Annotated in this window: 16 protein-coding genes; 4 read left to right on the top strand and 12 right to left on the bottom strand. The window is 64.3% G+C overall.

What is annotated here, in order from left to right:
* Positions 1-97 precede the first annotated feature (97 nt).
* The 5 genes from M5B42_RS27950 to cbiE all read right to left on the bottom strand — a co-directional run bounded on the left by M5B42_RS27950 (position 98) and on the right by cbiE (position 3966).
* The gene (locus M5B42_RS27950) at positions 98-421 is read right to left on the bottom strand and encodes a transcriptional regulator (protein ID WP_100944269.1); all 324 of its coding nucleotides are present in this window, start codon (positions 419-421) and stop codon (positions 98-100) included.
* A 6-nt stretch (positions 422-427) separates the two neighbouring features.
* Positions 428-763 (bottom strand): type II toxin-antitoxin system RelE/ParE family toxin, encoded by a 336-nt coding sequence (locus M5B42_RS27945; protein ID WP_177101298.1) that lies wholly within the window; start codon positions 761-763, stop codon positions 428-430.
* Positions 764-817: 54 nt separating this feature from the next.
* Positions 818-1543: a cobalt-precorrin-6A reductase gene (locus tag M5B42_RS27940; protein ID WP_248747625.1), complete on the bottom strand. Its 726-nt coding sequence runs from the start codon at positions 1541-1543 to the stop codon at positions 818-820.
* Positions 1540-2637, bottom strand: coding sequence for a cobalt-precorrin-5B (C(1))-methyltransferase (locus tag M5B42_RS27935; protein ID WP_103495213.1), 1098 nt, complete (start codon positions 2635-2637; stop codon positions 1540-1542). Before M5B42_RS27935 ends, M5B42_RS27940 begins: the two co-directional genes overlap by 4 nt.
* 126 nt (positions 2638-2763) lie before the next feature.
* On the bottom strand, positions 2764-3966 hold the full coding sequence (cbiE, locus tag M5B42_RS27930; protein WP_248747624.1) for a precorrin-6y C5,15-methyltransferase (decarboxylating) subunit CbiE: 1203 nt from the start codon (positions 3964-3966) through the stop codon (positions 2764-2766).
* Positions 3967-4103: 137 nt separating this feature from the next.
* Between cbiE and cobG the strand changes: the two genes are divergently transcribed.
* The 4 genes from cobG to cobJ are packed head-to-tail and all read left to right on the top strand — an operon-like array spanning position 4104 to position 8482.
* On the top strand, positions 4104-5429 hold the full coding sequence (gene cobG / locus M5B42_RS27925) for a precorrin-3B synthase (protein ID WP_248747623.1): 1326 nt from the start codon (positions 4104-4106) through the stop codon (positions 5427-5429).
* On the top strand, positions 5422-6048 hold the full coding sequence (locus M5B42_RS27920) for a precorrin-8X methylmutase (RefSeq protein ID WP_100944274.1): 627 nt from the start codon (positions 5422-5424) through the stop codon (positions 6046-6048). Before cobG ends, M5B42_RS27920 begins: the two co-directional genes overlap by 8 nt.
* Positions 6048-6779, top strand: a complete 732-nt coding sequence (locus M5B42_RS27915) for a precorrin-2 C(20)-methyltransferase (RefSeq protein ID WP_177101377.1) — start codon at positions 6048-6050, stop codon at positions 6777-6779. Before M5B42_RS27920 ends, M5B42_RS27915 begins: the two co-directional genes overlap by 1 nt.
* Positions 6776-8482, top strand: coding sequence for a precorrin-3B C(17)-methyltransferase (gene cobJ, locus M5B42_RS27910; RefSeq protein ID WP_248747622.1), 1707 nt, complete (start codon positions 6776-6778; stop codon positions 8480-8482). Before M5B42_RS27915 ends, cobJ begins: the two co-directional genes overlap by 4 nt.
* 59 nt (positions 8483-8541) lie before the next feature.
* Here the strand turns inward: cobJ and M5B42_RS27905 are convergent, their stop codons facing one another.
* From M5B42_RS27905 to M5B42_RS27875, 7 genes are all read right to left on the bottom strand, one after another.
* Positions 8542-9141 (bottom strand): MarC family protein, encoded by a 600-nt coding sequence (locus tag M5B42_RS27905; protein ID WP_103497796.1) that lies wholly within the window; start codon positions 9139-9141, stop codon positions 8542-8544.
* Between the two features lie 116 nt (positions 9142-9257).
* Positions 9258-12050: a hybrid sensor histidine kinase/response regulator gene (locus M5B42_RS27900; RefSeq protein WP_248747621.1), complete on the bottom strand. Its 2793-nt coding sequence runs from the start codon at positions 12048-12050 to the stop codon at positions 9258-9260.
* 99 nt (positions 12051-12149) lie between these two features.
* Entirely contained in the window at positions 12150-13445 is a 1296-nt protein-coding gene (purD, locus tag M5B42_RS27895) for a phosphoribosylamine--glycine ligase (protein WP_103497794.1), read from the bottom strand.
* Between the two features lie 149 nt (positions 13446-13594).
* Positions 13595-15202, bottom strand: a complete 1608-nt coding sequence (gene purH / locus M5B42_RS27890; protein WP_248747620.1) for a bifunctional phosphoribosylaminoimidazolecarboxamide formyltransferase/IMP cyclohydrolase — start codon at positions 15200-15202, stop codon at positions 13595-13597.
* An 81-nt stretch (positions 15203-15283) separates the two neighbouring features.
* Complete coding sequence (gene fis, locus M5B42_RS27885; protein WP_003186237.1) at positions 15284-15604, bottom strand: DNA-binding transcriptional regulator Fis; 321 nt, start codon at positions 15602-15604, stop codon at positions 15284-15286.
* Positions 15601-16614: a tRNA dihydrouridine synthase DusB gene (gene dusB / locus M5B42_RS27880; RefSeq protein WP_103497791.1), complete on the bottom strand. Its 1014-nt coding sequence runs from the start codon at positions 16612-16614 to the stop codon at positions 15601-15603. The genes fis and dusB overlap by 4 nt, the downstream gene beginning before the upstream one ends.
* Positions 16615-16790: 176 nt before the next feature.
* A complete protein-coding gene (locus tag M5B42_RS27875) occupies positions 16791-18104 on the bottom strand; it encodes a DUF3426 domain-containing protein (protein ID WP_248747619.1) in 1314 nt (437 codons plus the stop codon).
* Positions 18105-18120 lie beyond the last annotated feature (16 nt).

Raw genomic sequence — 18120 nt, 5'->3', positions numbered from 1 at the left:
ACGTCCTTCATAAGTAAAAGCGCGAGCTGCGGTGAAAGGTCGCAAGCTTGTGTAGGCTTTGTCGGTGATCCTTGTGCACAAGCGTAGCAGGATGCCGTCACAGGGTCGGAACGGCATGGACCTCAATCTTCACGCCCAGGGTGGCGCGAATCACACTGAAGATAGCGGCCAGGTTGTCCATGCTCGGATTCCCCTTGGCCGAAAGCATGCGGTGCAGGCTTTTGCTCGGCTTGTCGGTTTCCTTGGCCAGGCCCTCGAAGCCGACGGTAGCGTTGACCAGATCACGCAGGATCACCCGTGCAATCTCGGGTTCGCCATTGAGAAACAGGGTGGCGGCTTCATCCAGCAGTGCCTGGGCGAACGCCGGGTCGCGCTGCGCCCGCTCGGCGATGGTCTGTTTGAAGCTACGAGTAAGGGCCATTCAGTGTTACCTCGTTTTCGATGCGGCTTTTTTACGGTGCTGGTATTCGGCAATGAGCGCCTTGGCTTGCTTGATGTCGTTTGTCTGGCTGGATTTGTGACCACCGCCAAACAGGATGATCAGCTTTTTGCCTTCCTGTAGCAGATAGATCCGGTAGCCCGGGCCCCAATCGATACGGTATTCACCCAGGCCGTCGAACCACTTGATATTGGAGGTATTGCCCATCTGCATACGAAGGATTGCAGTGGATACCTTCGTGGCGGCCTGCACATCCAATGACGCGAACCACTTTTCGAATGGGTTGGCCTGGTTGTCCCGAATATATTCTTCGACCTCGATCATTGTGCTCTCAAGGTAACCTAAAGGTTACTATATTTGCAAGCTGATGATCGTGATCTATTGAGCAGTGCTTGCCAACGCCGCGAGTGTTTCACCAAGCGTCTGGAACTCCCGCTCCACCGGCGGCAATGCCGGTCGCTGGAGAATCAGCACCGGAATTCCGAGTTCCCGGGCCACCTGCAACTTGGGTTCGGTTGCGCTGCTGCCGCTGTTCTTGCTGATCAGCACGTCGATGGCGCGGCGTTCGAACAGGGCGCGCTCGTCTTCCAGCAGGAACGGGCCGCGTGCGCCGATCACTTCGCAGCGGGCATTGCCGGGGTACTCGTCGAGGGCACGCAAGGTCCAGAATTGCCCGGCGGGAATTTCTTCCAGATGTTGCAGCGGCTCGCGGCCGAGGGTGAACAGTGGGCGCTGGAAGGGCTTGAGGGATTCGACCAGTGCGGCCCAGTCGGCCACTTCGCGCCAGTCGTCGCCAGGTTCCGCAACCCAGGCCGGACGCCGTAGCGCCCAGCAGGGAATACCGCTCAAGCGCGCGGCCGTGGCGGCGTTGCTGCTGATTTGCGCGGCGTAGGGATGGGTGGCATCCAGTAGCAGGTCGATGCCTTCTTCCTGAATAAATTGCGCCAGGCCCTCGGCACCGCCATAACCGCCGACCCGGACCTGGCACTGCAAGTCCGTCGGTACCCGCCCGACTCCCGCCAGGCTGTAGATATGCTCGGGGCCCAAGGTCCGGGCAATCGCCAGAGCCTCGGTGACGCCGCCAAGCAGCAACAGGCGTTTCATAACTGCACTCCGGCATGACCAACGACACCGCCCTGGCGGTCGATGGCGAAGACTTCCACTTGCACTTGCCTGGGGACCACGCTGCGGGCGAAGTCGCGGGCGCGCCGGCAGACCGCGTCACCCAGGGCGATGCCCGCCGCGCTGGCCATGGCCAGTGCCTGCTGGCTGGTATTGGCCTGGACAATCGCGTCCTGCAAGGCCTGGTCGGCGCCGACCTCGGCCGCCCATTCGGCCAGTTGCGGCAGGTCGATGCTTGAGTGCCGGCTGTGCAGGTCCATATGCCCGGCCGCCAGCTTGCTGATCTTGCCGAAGCCACCGCACAGGCTCAGTTTGTCCACCGGGACCTTGCGCAGATGCTTGAGCACGGCGCCGACGAAGTCGCCCATTTCGATCAGGGCGATTTCCGGCAGGTTGTAGACGCGGCGCATGGTGTCTTCGCTGGCGTTGCCGGTGCAGGCGGCGATATGCAGGTAACCGTTGGTCTTGGCGACATCGATGCCCTGGTGGATCGAGGCGATATAGGCCGCGCAGGAAAACGGCCGGACGATACCGCTGGTGCCGAGGATCGACAGCCCGCCGAGAATCCCCAGGCGCGGGTTCATGGTTTTCAGCGCCAGGGCCTCGCCGTCGCGGACATTGACGGTGACCGAGAAGCCGCCGGTGTAGTCCAGTTCAGCGGCCAGTTGTAGCAGGTGGTCAGTGATCATTCGGCGCGGCACCGGATTGATCGCCGGTTCGCCGACGGCCAGGACCAGGCCGGGGCGGGTGACGGTGCCGACGCCTTTTCCGGCATGAAAACGTACGCCGGGTTCGGCGATCAGCCGCACTTGCGAGTAGAGCAGGGCGCCATGGGTGACATCCGGGTCGTCGCCGGCATCCTTGATAGTGCCGGCCTCGGCGCCGTCGTCATGGCGGCGACAGAACTCCAGGCGCATATCCACACGCTTGCCCTTGGGCAGGGTGATTTGCACCGCATCGCAGCTGATGCCGCTGAGCAGCAGGCGTGCCGCCGCCAGGGCGGTGGCGGTGGCGCAGCTGCCGGTGGTCAGGCCGCTGCGCAGAGGGGCGGGCTGTTCGGCGGTTTCATCGCGCATGACGATTGCTCTTTGTAGGAGCGAGCTTGCTCGCGATGGTAGTCCAGGCACCGCTGGGTATCAGGCTCCCCGCGTTATCGTTGACGCCCGTCGCGAGCAAGCTCGCTCCTACAGTGTCTGAGGGGTTCAAGGCTTGACCACGTCGAGCAAGGTGATCGGCAAGGCCTGGCGCCAGGTGTCGAAATCCCCCAGCGGTTGGGCCTGGGCAATGTGAATGCGGGTCAGTTCGCCGCCATGGACCTGGCGCCAGTTCATCAGCAGCATTTCACTTTGCAGGGTCACGGCATTCGCTACCAGTCGGCCTCCCGGCTTGAGCTGCGCCCAGCAACTGTCCAGCACACCGGGACGGGTAACGCCGCCACCGATAAAAATCGCATCCGGCGGCTCCAGTCCTTCCAGGGCCTCGGGCGCACTGCCGCGAATCAATTGCAGGCCCGGTACGCCGAGGCTGTCCCGGTTGCGCTCGATCAAGTGTTGGCGCCCGGTATCGGCCTCGATGGCGATGGCCCGGCAACTGGGGTGGGCGCGCATCCATTCGATACCGATGGAGCCGCTGCCCGCGCCGACATCCCACAACAGTTCACCGGGCACCGGGGCAAGGCGGGCCAGGGTGATGGCACGGACATCGCGTTTGGTCAGTTGTCCATCATGCTCGAAGGCGCTATCCGGCAGCCCGCCGATACGCGACAGACGTGGCGTGCCTGGAGCGGCCAGGCATTCGATGGCCACCAGGTTCAGGTCAGCCACCGGCGGGTCGCTCCAGTCATCGGCCAGTCCGTCGATCCGCCGTTCCGCCGGGCCACCGAGGTGTTCCAGCACGCTGATCCGGCTCGGACCGAAACCCCGTTCGCGCAACAGCGCGGCAATCGCGGCGGGACTCAGGCCGTCATTGCTCAGCACCAGCAGACGCACACCGCTGTGCAGATGGGCATTGAGAGCCGCCAGCGGACGGGCGACCACCGAGAGCGTCACCACATCCTGCAAGGCCCAACCCAGTCGGGCAGCAGCCAGTGAACAGGAGGACGGCGCGGACAACACCTGCATTTCCTCGGCGGCCACTCGCCGCGCCAGACTGGCACCGACGCCGAACAGCATCGGGTCGCCACTGGCCAGCACGCAGGTCGGCTCACCGCGCAGGGCCAGCACGGGCTCCAGGGAAAACGGGCTCGGCCAGTCCAGACGCTCGGCGCGGACGGAGTCCGGCAGCAGGTCAAGCTGCCGTTGGCCGCCGAATACCCGCGAAGCTGCCGACAGAGCTGCCTGGGCCTGCTGACCCAGGCCACTGAAGCCGTCTTCACCGATTCCCACGATTGTCAGCCAAGGCACCATCTAAAATCCTCAAAACACAGCGGTTCCGACGGGCAGGCTTTTCATGCCATCGGACAAAGCAGGCATAATACCGTGCCTTCGAGGGCGAAATGCTCTTCGATAACAGCCTATACCTTTCCTTTACTGCCGGTTGCCCCTTGAACCAACGCCCGCCCGCCACTGCTATTCGCCCCTCGGCCTGTCCGGGGTTGCTGCGCATCGTCCCGGCGCTGGACGGCGGTATCTGCCGGATCAAGCTGGCCGGCGGGGTGATCGGCAGCGCCCAGGCCCAGGCCGTGGCCCGGGCGGCCGCACGTTATGCCGGTGGCGTGATCGAGGCGACCAACCGGGCCAACCTGCAGATTCGCGGTATCGGCGAGCAACAGGCAGCGTTGATCGACGAATTGTTGGCCGCAGGCCTCGGACCGACTACGCCCGCGGGTGATGATGTACGCAACCTGATGCTCAGTCCGGGCGCGGGTATCGATCGTCAGTTATTGATCGATACCCGGCCCCTGGCCGAGCAGATCCTGGAGAGCTTGCAGACTCATCCACGCTTTCATGAGCTGTCGGCCAAGTTCGCGCTGCAACTGGATGGCGGCGAAGCCCTGGCGATGCAGGAGCATTCCCATGACCTGTGGCTGTCGGCGTTGCTGCTGGACGATCAGCCATACCTGGCATTCGGCCTGGCCGGCTGTCCGGCCGATGACCTGCCCCTGGCCGCCGTGCCCCTGGCCGAAGGGCATTCGCTGGTGGTGGCGGTGCTGGAGCTGTTCCTCGATCTGGCCCGTCCCGAACACACACGCATGCGCCATCTGCTGGCTGAAGTCGTGCCCGCTGAGTTTCTTGCTCGGTTGACCCTGCGCCTTGGCTTCGAACCGGCGGCAGTCCCGTCCTGGCACCGACCAGCCTCTCCCGGTCTGCTGCATATCGGCACTTATCCACAGCGCCAGCCGGGGCGTGTGTACGTGGGGGCTGCGACGCCCCTGGGCCGACTCGACGCTGCGATGCTCGACGGCGTGGCCCGACTGGCCAGTGAGTTCGGCGATGCCAGCCTGCGCCTGACACCCTGGCAGAGCCTGTTGCTACCCAATATCCGTGCCGAAGATGCGCTCACCGTTACCACCCGGCTGCAACACCTCGGCCTGTTATGCGACGCCGCCGACGCCCTGGCGCAACTGATCGCCTGCACCGGCTCGGCCGGTTGCGGCAAGGGCCTGGCCGACACCAAGTCTGACGCTCGCCGCCTGGCGCTGCACCTGCAAGACCAGCCCCAGGGCGTGCACCTTTCCGGCTGCACGCGATCCTGCGCGGCGGCCCATGTCGCGCCCGCCACCTTGCTGGCGGTTGCGCCCGGTCATTACGACCTCTATTTCCGCGATGTCGCGCACCCGGGCTTCGGCCGGCTGCACGCCCGCCACCTTACTATTGATGCGGCGGGCGCCCTGCTGGCAGCCCGCTCACGGAGCAACACCGATGATTGATTACATCCGCGACGGTCAGGAGATCTATCGCAACTCCTTCGCGATCATTCGCGCGGAAGCCAACCTGGCACGGATTCCCGCGGATCTGGAAAAGCTCGCCGTGCGGGTGATCCACGCCTGCGGCATGGTCGATGCCATCGACGGCCTGCAGTTTTCCCCCGGTGCCGGCAAGGCCGGGCGCGAGGCCCTGGCGGCCGGCGCGGCGATTCTCTGCGATGCGCGGATGGTCAGCGAGGGCGTGACCCGTGCGCGCCTGCCGGCCAACAACCCGGTGATCTGCACCCTGCGTGACGAGCGCGTGCCCGAGTTGGCCCAGGAGCTGGGCAATACCCGTTCGGCGGCGGCACTGGAGTTGTGGCGGCCCCATCTGGAAGGCAGCGTGGTGGTGATCGGCAATGCACCGACGGCGCTGTTCTACCTGTTGGAAATGCTCGATGCCGGCGCGCCGAAACCTGCGTTGATCCTCGGTTTCCCGGTGGGTTTTGTCGGTGCCGCCGAATCCAAGGCGATGCTCGCGGCCGACAGCCGCGGCGTGCCGTTCGTGATCATGCAGGGTCGGCTCGGTGGCAGCGCCATGGCCGCCGCCGCCGTGAATGCCCTCGCTACGGAGATTGAATGATGCAGCAGCCTGGACGTCTGATCGGCCTCGGCGTGGGCCCCGGTGACCCGGAACTGATTACGGTCAAGGCCCTGCGCCTGCTGCGCGAGTCGCCGGTGGTGGCGTACTTCGTCGCCAAGGGCAAGAAAGGCAACGCGTTCGGTATTATCGAGGCGCACTTGCAGGAGGCCCAGGGCCTGCTGCCGCTGGTCTACCCGGTGACCACCGAGGCACTGCCCGCGCCCCTGTCCTATGAGCAGGTGATCAGCGACTTCTACGACGAAGCCAGCCTGGAAGTGGCCGCGCACCTTGAGGCCGGCCGCGATGTGGCGGTGATCTGCGAAGGCGATCCGTTCTTCTACGGCTCCTACATGTACCTGCACGACCGCCTGGCCGAGCGTTATGAGACCGAAGTGATTCCCGGCGTGTGCTCGATGCTCGGCGGCGCCTCGGTGCTCGGCGTGCCGCTGGTGTACCGCAACCAGAGCCTGTCGGTATTGTCCGGTGTGCTGCCCCATGACGAACTCAAGCGCCGCCTGGCCGACGCCGATGCGGCGGTGATCATGAAACTGGGGCGCAACTTCCCCAAGGTTCGCCAGGTGCTGGAAGAGTTGGGCCTGGCCGACCGGGCGCTCTATGTGGAGCGCGCGACCATGGCCAACCAGAAAATCGTCCCGCTCGATAAGGTCGAGCCGATGTCCTCGCCGTACTTCTCGCTGATTATCGTGCCCGGCGAACGGTGGCAGGGATGAGCCGCGCGCAACCGGCCATTGTCATCCTCGGCAATGGCAGCCTGGCGACGGCCCGACGGCTGCAACAGATCTATCCGGATGCGCTGGTCTACGGACTGGCGGAGCGGGTCGACGGTGCGGATCGGCTGTATCAGGAGTTTGGCGCGACCCTGCGCCAGCTCTATCAGCAGGACACCCCGATCATTGCCCTGTGCGCGGCCGGTATCGTGATCCGCACGCTGGCCCCGGTGCTCTTGGAGAAAGGTGCCGAACCGCCGGTGCTGGCCGTGGCCGAGGACGGCAGCGCCGTGGTGCCGCTGCTGGGCGGACTGGGCGGGGTGAATGTCATGGCCCGGGAAATGGCCGCCGGCCTCGGTGTGGCCGCGGCCATCACCACCAGCGGCGAGCTGCGTTTCGGCACCTGCCTGCTGAACCCGCCGAGCGGTTATGCCCTGGGCGACCTGGAACTGGGCAAGCGTTTTGTCTCGGACCTGCTGGCCGGTGAAAGCGTGCGTATCGAAGGCGCGGCGCCGTGGCTTGCGCAGGCGCATTTGCCGGAAGATCGACAGGCGCGCCTGTCGATTCATGTCGGCAGTGCCGAGCGTGCGCCGGCCGTCAATGAATTGCTGATTTATCCGCGCAGCGTGCTGGTGGCGGTGACGGCCCGTGTGCCGGAACTGGCCAGTGCGGTGCGCGACGCCTTGCACGGCGCAAATATCGCCCGCCAGTCGCTGGCCTGCCTGTTGGCGGCGGACAGCGAGATGGCCAATCCCGTGCTACGTGAAGCGGCAGCCGAGCTGGGCGTGCCGTTGCGTTTTGTCGCCTCGACCGGCTCGGTCGCTGAAATGGCGCAACAGGCGATACCGCAGTTGCTGCCGCCGATCTCCGTTGGCGAGGGCCTGGCGATCGCGGTCGCCAGCCAGCCACTGGAGCCGGAGCACATCGGTCGTCCGCGCGGTCGCCTGGCGGTGATCGGCCTTGGTCCAGGCGCCGCCGAACTGATGGTACCGGCGGTGAAGGCCGAATTGGCGAAGGCCAACGACGTGCTGGGTTATGAAACCTACGTGCGCATGGCCGGCCCGTTCCGGGCCGATCAGGTGCTGCATTGCACCGATAACCGCGAAGAGATGCAGCGCGCCCGACATGCCTTTGAGTTGGCGGCCGAGGGGCGTTCGGTGGTGGTGGTGTCGTCCGGTGACCCGGGTGTATTCGCCATGGCGGCGGCGGTGCTCGAAGCCTTGCACGAGTCGGCTGATCCGCGCTGGCACAGCGTCGATCTGGAAATCCTGCCGGGGGTTTCCGCCTCGCTGGCGACGGCGGCCCAGGCCGGTGCGCCGCTGGGGCATGATTTCTGTGTAATGTCGCTCTCGGACAACCTCAAGCCCTGGAGCATCATCGAGACGCGCCTCGACCTGGCGGCCCGGGCCGATCTGGCCCTGGCCTTCTACAACCCGATCTCGCGCTCGCGGCCCTGGCAGTTGGGCCGGGCCCTGGAGATCGTCGCCGGGCACCGCACGGCACAGACGCCGGTGGTGCTGGGACGGGATATCGGCCGGCCGGGACAGACCTTGCGGGTGACCACCCTGGGTGAGTTGACGCCGGACCAGGTGGACATGCGCACCATGGTCATCATCGGTTCGTCCACCACCTGCACCTTCCCCCGTGCCGAGGGTGGCGAATGGGTCTACACCCCGCGCTGGTACGGTGAAAAGCCACGGTCTTGAGGGGGCTTCGGGCTCAACAAGGACGGCGTCTATAATTCTCTATAATCGTCTATAAAAGACTATAAAGGCACCAGATACCCACGCACCCCGGTAAAGATGATCTGCGCCGCCAGGGCGCAGACGAACAGGCCCATCAGGCGGCTGACGATCTGCAGGCCCTGGTCGCCGAGGATGCGTTCGATCCGGTGGGACAGGTACAGCACCACGCCGACGGTCAGGCTCGCCAGCGCAATGCTGACGATGGCCGAGAGCTTGTCGTCCCAGTGCGGCTGGCTGACCCCCATGACCAGCAGGGCACCGATGGTGCCGGGGCCGACGGTCAGGGGAATGGTCAGCGGGACTATGGTCACGTCCTGCTGCAGGTTATCGGTCTGCACCGCCGATTTACCCTGGGCCATGCCCAGCGCCGAAATAAACAGCACGCTGCCCGCGCCGATGCGGAAGGCATCCACGGTGATGCCGAACACGCTGAAGATCACCCTTCCGAACAGATACAACAGCACGCTGGACACCAGCGTCGCCAACGCGACCTTCCAGGCCAGGCGTCGCCGCTCCCTGCTGGAGTAACCACGGGTCAGGCTGATAAAGCAGGACAGGACGAAGAACGGGCTGTAGAGCACCAGCATCTTCAGGTAAACGCTGAATAACACGTGGAGCATGGTGTGGGCTCGCAACGGAGGAGGGCGACGGCAGTCTATCAGGGGTTGCGTACGCTGTCGGCTTTGTCCGGGAACGGGCCGGGCGGATTCTCACGGGGCGGTTTTCTGTCCCGATGTCAGGGCGTCGGAACCTGGGCCTGCTGCTGCGCGCGTTCGGCCACCCAGTGCTCCACCAGCTCACGCAACTGCGACAGTTCCACCGGCTTGGCCATGTGCCCGTCCATCCCGGCCTGGCGCGCGCGTTCCTTGTGCTCGGTGAGAATGTGCGCGGTCAGTGCCACCACCGGGGTGCGTACCCGCTGGTTGCCGACTTCCCAGGCACGTAGCTGCTGGGTGGCGGAAAAACCGTCGAGGATCGGCATCTCGCAGTCCATCAGCACCAGGTCGTAGCGCTGGGCTTTCATCGCCCGCAGGGCCTCTTCGCCGTTGCTCGCGGTGTCGGGCTTGAGATTGAGCTTGCCGAGCATGCCGCGGATCACTTTGGTGGAAATGCTGTTGTCCTCGGCCACCAGGATACGGAAGTCGCTCGGTACGGTGATCGGTTCCACAGGCTCGGGACTTGCTGTTGGCGTCGGTGCCGGCCCGTGCCCGTGTCCTGGCCCTTTGTCGCGTTGGGCCAGTTCGTCGGCCAGGGTGGTCTTGAGGGTGTAGCCGGCCACCGGTTTGGCGAGGATGCGCTTGACCCCGGCATTGCGCGCGATGATCTTGCTCGGCGCGTTGCTGATGCCGGTGAGCATGATCAGCAGGATGTCGTGGTTCAGGCTCGGGTCTTCCTTGATCTTCGCCGCCAGCTGCATGCCGGTCATGCCGGGCATGTTCTGGTCCAGCAGCACCGCGTCGAAGTAGTCGCGCAGGTGGGCCTTGGTCCGCAGCAGCGCCAGGGCTTCCTTGCCCGACGGCACGGCACTGACATTCAGGCCCCAGGCGCTGCATTGCTGCACCAGCACCTTGCGGCAGGTGTCGTTGTCGTCGACCACCAGGACCCGCGCACCGCGCAGCGGACCGTCGAGGTCGGAGGTCGGGTTCTCCAGGTGCAGCGGGTCCAGCGGCAGGGTCAGCCACAGGGTGCTGCCCTGGTGGGTGCCGCTCTTGATGCCGAACTCGCCTTGCATCAGTTGCACCAGCTGGCGGGCGATCACCAATCCGAGGTTGCCCCCCAGGCGGGTGGCGGCGAGGAAGTTCTTGCTCTGCAGTTCGGCGTGGAGCAGGGCGTCGCGTTCTTCGTCGCCCATCGGTACGCCGCTGTCCTGGACCGCGATGCGCAGGCGCGGCTGGCCGCTGCGTTCGTCGAGGGCGACGACAATCAGGATCTCGCCCTCGTCGGTTTTCTTCAGGGCGTGTTCCAGCAGGCTGAGCAGGGTCTGGCGCAGGCGCGTCGGGTCACCGCTGATCACCCGCGGCACTTGCGGTTGGATAAAGCTGATCAGCTCGACATTCTGCTGCTCGGCCCGGGCCCGGAAAATACTCAGGCAGTCATCGATCAGGGCATTGAGGTCGAACTGGACATCATCCAGTTCGATCTGCCCGGACTCCAGCTTGGAGATGTCGAGGATCTCGTTGATCAGGGTCAGCAGCTCGTTGCCGGCGCTGTGGATGGTCTGCACATAGTCGCGCTGCTTGACAGACAACGGCGTGCCGAGGAGCAGTTCGGTCATGCCCAGCACGCCGTTCATCGGCGTACGGATCTCGTGGCTGATCTTCGCCAGGAACTCGGCCTTGGCGGCGATTTCCGCGTTGCTCGCGGCCAGGTCGCGGCTGAGGCTGAACTGGTTTTCGGTGATGCTGCGACGGCGTTCGCCCAGGGCCACGCTCATCAGCAGGCCGCTGATGCAGATAAACACCAGCAGCGCGATGATCAGGCCTTGTGGCGCCACCAGGGTCAGCCCCAGCAGCGCGGGCAGGATCACCAGCGTGCCGATGTTGAAGATCACCATGGCCACCACGAACAGCCGCGCCGGACGGTAGCCCTTCTGCCAGTGATAGGCGGACACCAGCAGGATGCTCAGGCTCGCCAGGCCCACCAGGCCGTAGGTCATGATGTTCAGGGGCAGGGTGTCGACGAACAACAGCAGCAGGCCGCCGAGGCTGATGATCAGGATATCGCCCAGCAGCAGCTTGTTCAGTGGGTGCGGGCCCAGCTGGGAAAAGAACGAGTAGGTGAACATCAGCCCGCAGGGCGCGGTCAGCAGCAGCGCCACATAGGAGGCGGGGGTCTGCGCGCCATGCCAGTCAGGCATCCAGGGACCGATCAGGTTCAGCAGGAACAGCGCGCTGAGCAGCAGGAAGCCTTCGCAGGCCGCCAGCCACAGGCTGCTGCGCGAACGGGTATAGGCGAAGCGGATCAGGTTGTGCAGGATCAGCATCGTCAGGCAGCCGAACAGCAGGCCATAGAGCAGTGACTGGTTCTGGTCGGCGGCGACCGCGATAGCCGGCTCCAGGGTGATGTGCGGGCGAAGCTCGTGCTTGGAGACCAGCCGGAGATAGATATCCAGCGGTCGGGTGCTTTGCACCAGTGGCAGCATGAAGTCACTGCTGGGTAGCGGGCGTTCGGCCTGGGGCAGGTCGTTGCCGGTGCGCACCTGGGCGATCAGGTTGTCGCCGTCGAGGGTATAGAGGTCGAGGCGCGCCAGGTCGGGGGCGAAGACCCGCAGGACTTGTTCATGACTGCCCGGTTGCAGGCGAAAGCGCAGCCACAAGGCACCCTCGGGCTGGGCGGCGGTCAAGCGTTCGAGCTCGACCGGACTGAATTGGTTGGTGAAGCGTGAAGAGCGGATATCGCTCAATTGCAGGTCGGCCTGGTCGTCAAGCAATGACGCCCAGCCAATGCCTTGCGAGGCCTGGGCCGGAGCAAGGCAGAGCAGGGTCAGCAAGCTGACAGTGAAACCTATGGCGATCCTGAGCCAGCGCACGGCGAAATCCCTTCGTAGGTTGATGCCCGGTGATAACTATGCGCAGGGCTGGAATAGTTCGGCAAGGGCTGACAGCCCTTGCCTATCCCTTCGGATAGTTTATTCCTTTGAGTCTGCGCGTTCGCGTGCTATTGCACGATAGCCGATGTCGCTACGGTAGAAGCAGCCGTCCCAATCAATCTTAGCTGCGAGCTTGTAAGCTTGCTGCTGTGCGGCGTCAACGCTGTTGCCCAGGGCGGTGGCGCAGAGCACCCGACCGCCGGAGGTTACTACCTGGCCGTCCTTCAGTGCGGTACCGGCGTGAAAGACTTTGCCTTCCAGGCCCGCGGCCGCATCCAGGCCGTTGATCACTGCGCCCTTGGCGTAATCGCCAGGGTAACCGCCGGCCGCGAGGACGATGCCCAGGCTCGGACGCGGGTCCCATTGTGCTTCGATCTTGTCCAGGGCCTGGGCCAGTGCGGCTTCGATCAGCAGGATCAGGCTCGATTGCAGGCGCAGCATCACCGGTTGGGTTTCCGGGTCGCCGAAGCGGCAGTTGAACTCGATGACTTTCGGGTTGCCGGCCTGGTCGATCATCAGCCCTGCATACAGGAAGCCAGTGTAGACGTTGCCTTCGGCCGCCATGCCGCGCACGGTGGGCCAGATCACCTGGTCCATGACCCGCTGGTGCACTTCGGCGGTGACCACTGGCGCCGGCGAGTAAGCGCCCATGCCGCCGGTGTTCGGGCCGCTGTCGCCGTCGCCGACGCGCTTGTGGTCCTGGCTGGTGGCCATGGGCAGGACGTTCTTGCCGTCGACCATGACAATGAAGCTGGCTTCTTCGCCGTCGAGGAACTCCTCGATGACCACCCGCGAACCGGCTTCACCGAAAGCATTGCCGGCGAGCATGTCGCGTACGGCATCTTCGGCTTCACCCAGGGTCATGGCGACGATCACGCCTTTGCCGGCGGCCAGGCCGTCGGCCTTGATCACGATCGGTGCGCCTTTTTCACGCAGATAGGCCAGGGCCGGCTCGATCTCGGTGAAGTTCTGGTAGTCGGCGGTAGGGATCTTGTGGCGCGCCAGGAAGTCCTTGGTGAAAGCCTTGGAACCTTCGAGCTGGGCGGCACCGGCGGTCGGACCGAAGCAGTCCAGGCCACGGGCACGGAACAGGTCGACCACGCCGGCCACCAGCGGCACTTCCGGACCGACGATGGTCAGGGAAACGTTTTTCTCGGCAAAGTCCGCCAACTGCTCAAGGGCCAGGACGTCGATGGCGACGTTCTCGCACTTGGCCTCGATGGCGGTGCCGGCGTTGCCCGGGGCAACGAAGACTTTCTCGACACGCGGGTCCTGCGCCACTTTCCAGGCCAGGGCGTGTTCACGGCCACCGCTGCCGATGATCAAAACATTCATTTCAAAAACCTCGATGACGCTGAATTCTGGGAGAACTGCGACGCCGCCGTTCTGTAGGAGCAGAGCTTGCTCGCGAAGGGGACCTTGAGGTCGCCAAAGGCTTCGCGGGCAAGCCCTGCTACAGGTGAGCGGCGTTTACACACTTGTCTTTAGTGACGGAAGTGGCGCATGCCGGTGAACACCATCGCGATACCGGCTTCATCAGCGGCAGCAATCACTTCATTGTCACGCATCGAGCCGCCCGGCTGGATCACCGCGGTGACACCGGCCTTGGCCGCATTGTCGAGACCGTCGCGGAACGGGAAGAACGCGTCCGAAGCCATGACCGAGCCCTGTACCTGCAGGCCAGCATGCTCGGCCTTGATTGCAGCAATACGAGCGGAGTTGACGCGGCTCATCTGGCCGGCGCCGACACCGATGGTCTGGCGGTTCTTGGCGTAGACGATAGCGTTGGACTTGACGTACTTGGCGACTTTCCAGGCGAAGATCAGGTCGTGGATCTCTTGCTCGGTTGGTGCGCGCTGGGTCACGACTTTCAGATCGTCGCTGCCGATCATGCCGATATCGCGGCTCTGCACCAGCAGGCCACCGTTGACGCGCTTGTAGTCCCAGGCCGGGGCGCGGTTGGCGTCCCACTGGCCGCAGACCAGCAGGCGCACATTGACCTTGGCGGCCACAATGGCGCGGGCTTCTTCGCTCACGGAGGGGGCGATGATCACTTCGACGAACTGACGCTCGACGATGGCCTTGGCGGTTTCGGCATCCAGTTCGCGGTTGAAGGCGATGATGCCGCCGAAGGCCGATTCAGTGTCGGTGGCGTAGGCCAGTTCGTAGGCCTGGCGAATACCGCCTTCGGCGTCCGGGCTGACCGCCACGCCGCACGGGTTGGCGTGCTTGACGATAACGCAGGCCGGCTTGACGAAGCTCTTCACGCACTCCAGCGCGGCGTCGGTATCGGCCACGTTGTTGTAGGAGAGTTCCTTGCCTTGCAGCTGGGTGGCGGTGGCGATGCCGACTTCGGCGGGCTTGGCTTCCACGTAGAACGCCGCGCTCTGGTGCGGGTTCTCGCCGTAGCGCATTTCCTGGGCCTTGATGAACTGGCTGTTGAAGGTCCGCGGGAATTCGCAGCGGCCTTCTGTGCTCAGGGTCTCGGCGGCCTGGTTCACGGTGCCCATGTAGTTGGCGATCATGCCGTCGTAGGCAGCGGTGTGTTCGAACGCCTTGAGCATCAGGTCGAAACGCTGGGCGTAGGTCAGGCCACCGGCCTTGAGGCTTTCCAGGACCTGGGAGTAGTCGCTGGCGTTGACCACGATGGCCACGTCCTTGTGGTTCTTGGCCGCCGAGCGGACCATGGTCGGGCCGCCGATATCGATGTTTTCGATGGCGGTCGGCAGATCACAGCCAGGTTTGTTGATGGTGGCTTCGAACGGGTAGAGGTTGACGGCCACCAGGTCGATCGGCTTGATGCCGTGCTCGTTCATGATGGCGTCGTCGATGCCGCGACGACCGAGGATACCGCCGTGGATTTTCGGGTGCAGGGTTTTCACCCGGCCGTCCATCATTTCCGCGAAGCCGGTGTAATCCGCGACTTCCACTGCGGCTACGCCGTTGTCCCGCAGCAGCTTGAAGGTCCCGCCGGTGGAGAGGATCTCCACGCCCAGGGCTTCCAGTTCCTTGGCGAATTCGAGGATCCCGGTCTTGTCGGAAACACTGATCAAGGCACGGCGGATCGGCAGGCGGGTGGTCTGGTCGGTCATCTCAATTTCCATCAAAAGCAAAGGAGTCAGCAAAAAAGGCGACCGGTTCTACGCGGGCGCCTTTCTGGTTTGATTGAATGCTTACAGCAAATCGTACTGTTTGAGTTTCTTGCGCAGGGTGCCGCGGTTCAGCCCGAGCAGCTCGCTGGCCTTGGTCTGGTTGCCCTTGACGTAGTTCATCACGCTTTCGAGCAAGGGCGCTTCGACTTCCGAGAGCACCAGGTTGTACACGTCCGTGACGGCCGCGCCCTCAAGGTGGGCGAAATAATTGTGCAGCGCCTTCTCGACACTCCCGCGAAGGGTCTGGCCTTCTTCGCTCGGCGTGTTGAGGTGCTGTTTCAAATTGACGTTGTCGCTCACGGGCGTTGTTCCACTCACTAAAGTCTCGGTCATCATCGTCATGCGGCCACCCCTCTCCCTTCCCCTGTTACCAGGCTCTTGTAACGCTCGGCGAAAAACTGACGAACGTTGGCGCACTGTGCTTCCGTTTCTTCCACACGATTGAAGTGGGCGCGAAACTCCTTGGCGCCCGGCAAGGTTGCGAGATACCAGCCGACGTGCTTGCGGGCGATACGTACACCCATCACCTCCCCATAGAAGGCATGCAACGCGGCCAGATGCTCTAGCAGAATACGTTCCACCTCGAACAGCTCCGGTGCCGGGAGGGTTTCGCCGGTACGCAGAAAATGCTCGATTTCACGAAAAATCCATGGCCGCCCCTGGGCGGCCCGGCCGATCAACAGGCCATCGGCACCGGTCGCGTGCAGCACGTGCCGGGCTTTCTCGGCCGAATCGATGTCGCCGTTGGCGAAGACCGGGATCGACACCGCCTGCTTGATCGCGGCAATGGTGTCGTACTCGGCTTCACCGGTATACAGGTCGGCACGGGTTCGCCCGTGCACCGCCAGTGCCGTGATTCCCGCCTGTTCGGCAATTTTTGCCACCGTCAGGCCGTTCTTGTTCGCCCGGTCCCAACCGGTGCGGATCTTCAGGGTGACCGGGACGTCCACCGCCGCGACCACGGCGTGGAGGATCTCGCTCACCAGTGCTTCGTCTTTCAGTAACGCGGAGCCGGCGGCCTTGTTGCAGACCTTCTTGGCCGGGCAGCCCATGTTGATATCGATAATCTGTGCCCCCAGCTCGACATTGGCCCGGGCCGCCTCCGCCAGCATCTGTGCGTCGCCACCGGCGATCTGTACCGAGCGGGGCTCGGGATCGCCTTCGTGGATCATGCGCAGACGCGATTTGCGGCTGTTCCACAAGCTCATGTCGCTGGTGACCATTTCCGAGACTACAAGACCCGCGCCCAGGCGTCGGCACAACTGACGAAAGGGCTGGTCGGTGACGCCCGCCATGGGGGCGAGAATCAAGCCGTTCTGCAATGTATATGGGCCGATGCGTACCGCCGACATAGGACTTCCCTGGTGTGGGGCCGGATCATGAGAGTTCGAAAAAGGGTTGGCATGATACCCGCTCTCGATGACTGGATAAAGGCAAAATTGGATAAAATCTGAACAGTTATTCGCTTATCGCTGGCGGTTTGGTTGCCGCCAGAAAACTGCCGCCCCGCCGGGCAATGAGCGCCGGGTTACTCGGGCGAGTGGAAGCTCAAGCTGTAGTTCACGGCCTTGGCACCCGGGTCGAGGATGTCCAGGGCGATATGGATCGGTGTCTGTGGTGGCATTTCACCCTGGCCGGCCAGGTCGCCGCTCAGGTACTCGGCGGGTTTGAAGCGGCGGCTGGCGATCAGATGGCCGTTGAGATCGGCGAAGCGCAGCTCCAGCAGCGGAAAGGGCTGGGAGAACGGCGCGCGGTTGTAGATGATCGCATCCACCACCAGGGCGCCGGCGAAGTCCGGGTGGCTACGGACCACCAGGTTGCTGCTCTTGATTCGGGCGATATCGACTTTTGACGGCACCTTGCAGCCGATTTCCGGGCACAGTTGCTGGAACCAGGGGCGGTACTGGTCCTGGCGCGCCAGTTCGTCGAAGTGATAACCGACGTATTGGCCGACCAGGGCGCCGGCGGCCAGCAGCACCAGCAGCAGCCAGAGCAGGCGCCGGCCCCAGGGCGAGCGGCGGCGTTGCCAGTCGAGCTGGATCGGGTCGTCGACCAGGTCCAGCAGCACGTCGTCGTGCAGGCCGGGCTCGTTGCGCTCGCGCTTGGCCTTGGGTTTCCTGTGTTCTTCTTCGGCGGGCGCATCGTCGGCCGGTTCAGGGGCCGGTGGGGCATGGAAGGTGTCGTCTTCCAGCTCATCGTGCTCAAGCTGCAGGCGCGGGACTGGTGGTTCGTCGTCCAGATCGGCGAGATCGAAGGACAACGAAGGCTCGGTGCGTGCCGACTTGGGTTGTTCTGGCTTCTTTTCCGGTGCCTTGGCCGGGGCTGTTTCGCCCTCGTCGGCCAGGGTGACGTCGACAGGCTTGCCCGGCGGTTCGCTGAACAGGCTGTCGGGCCATTGCTCTTCTTCCGTGTCCGGGCTGTCTCGGCGGGCGCTGAGGGACTCGCCCTTGCCACCGCGGTCCTGGCCGAACGCCTTGGTCGGCTGGATTTCCCGCTGTTCCAGGCGCGCCAGTTCCTCGTCCAGGTCGAGGTTGTCCAGGTCCAGCTCTTCGGCCGACCATTGTCGCTGGCTGATGGCCCGTGGCTGTTGCGGCGGTTCTGGAGGCGGTGGCGGCGGTGCGGGTGGTACTGGCGCCGGCACCGGCTTCGGCGCTGGCGCGGCAACACCGGCGGCGCTCGCTGCTTCCCGGGCTGCGCGTTGTTCAAGCAGTTGTCGCGCAGCGTTGAACACCTGCAGGCAGGAGCCGCAACGAACCACACCACGGGCCACGCTCAATTGAGCGTGGCTGACGCGGAAACTGGTCTGGCAATGCGGGCACTGGGTGACGAAGCTGTCGGTCATGCGGCGATCCGGTTCA

This window comes from Pseudomonas sp. MWU12-2037, assembly GCF_023242345.1.
Classification (GTDB): domain Bacteria; phylum Pseudomonadota; class Gammaproteobacteria; order Pseudomonadales; family Pseudomonadaceae; genus Aquipseudomonas; species Aquipseudomonas gingeri_D.
This window is presented reverse-complemented; position numbering and strand designations above follow the sequence as displayed.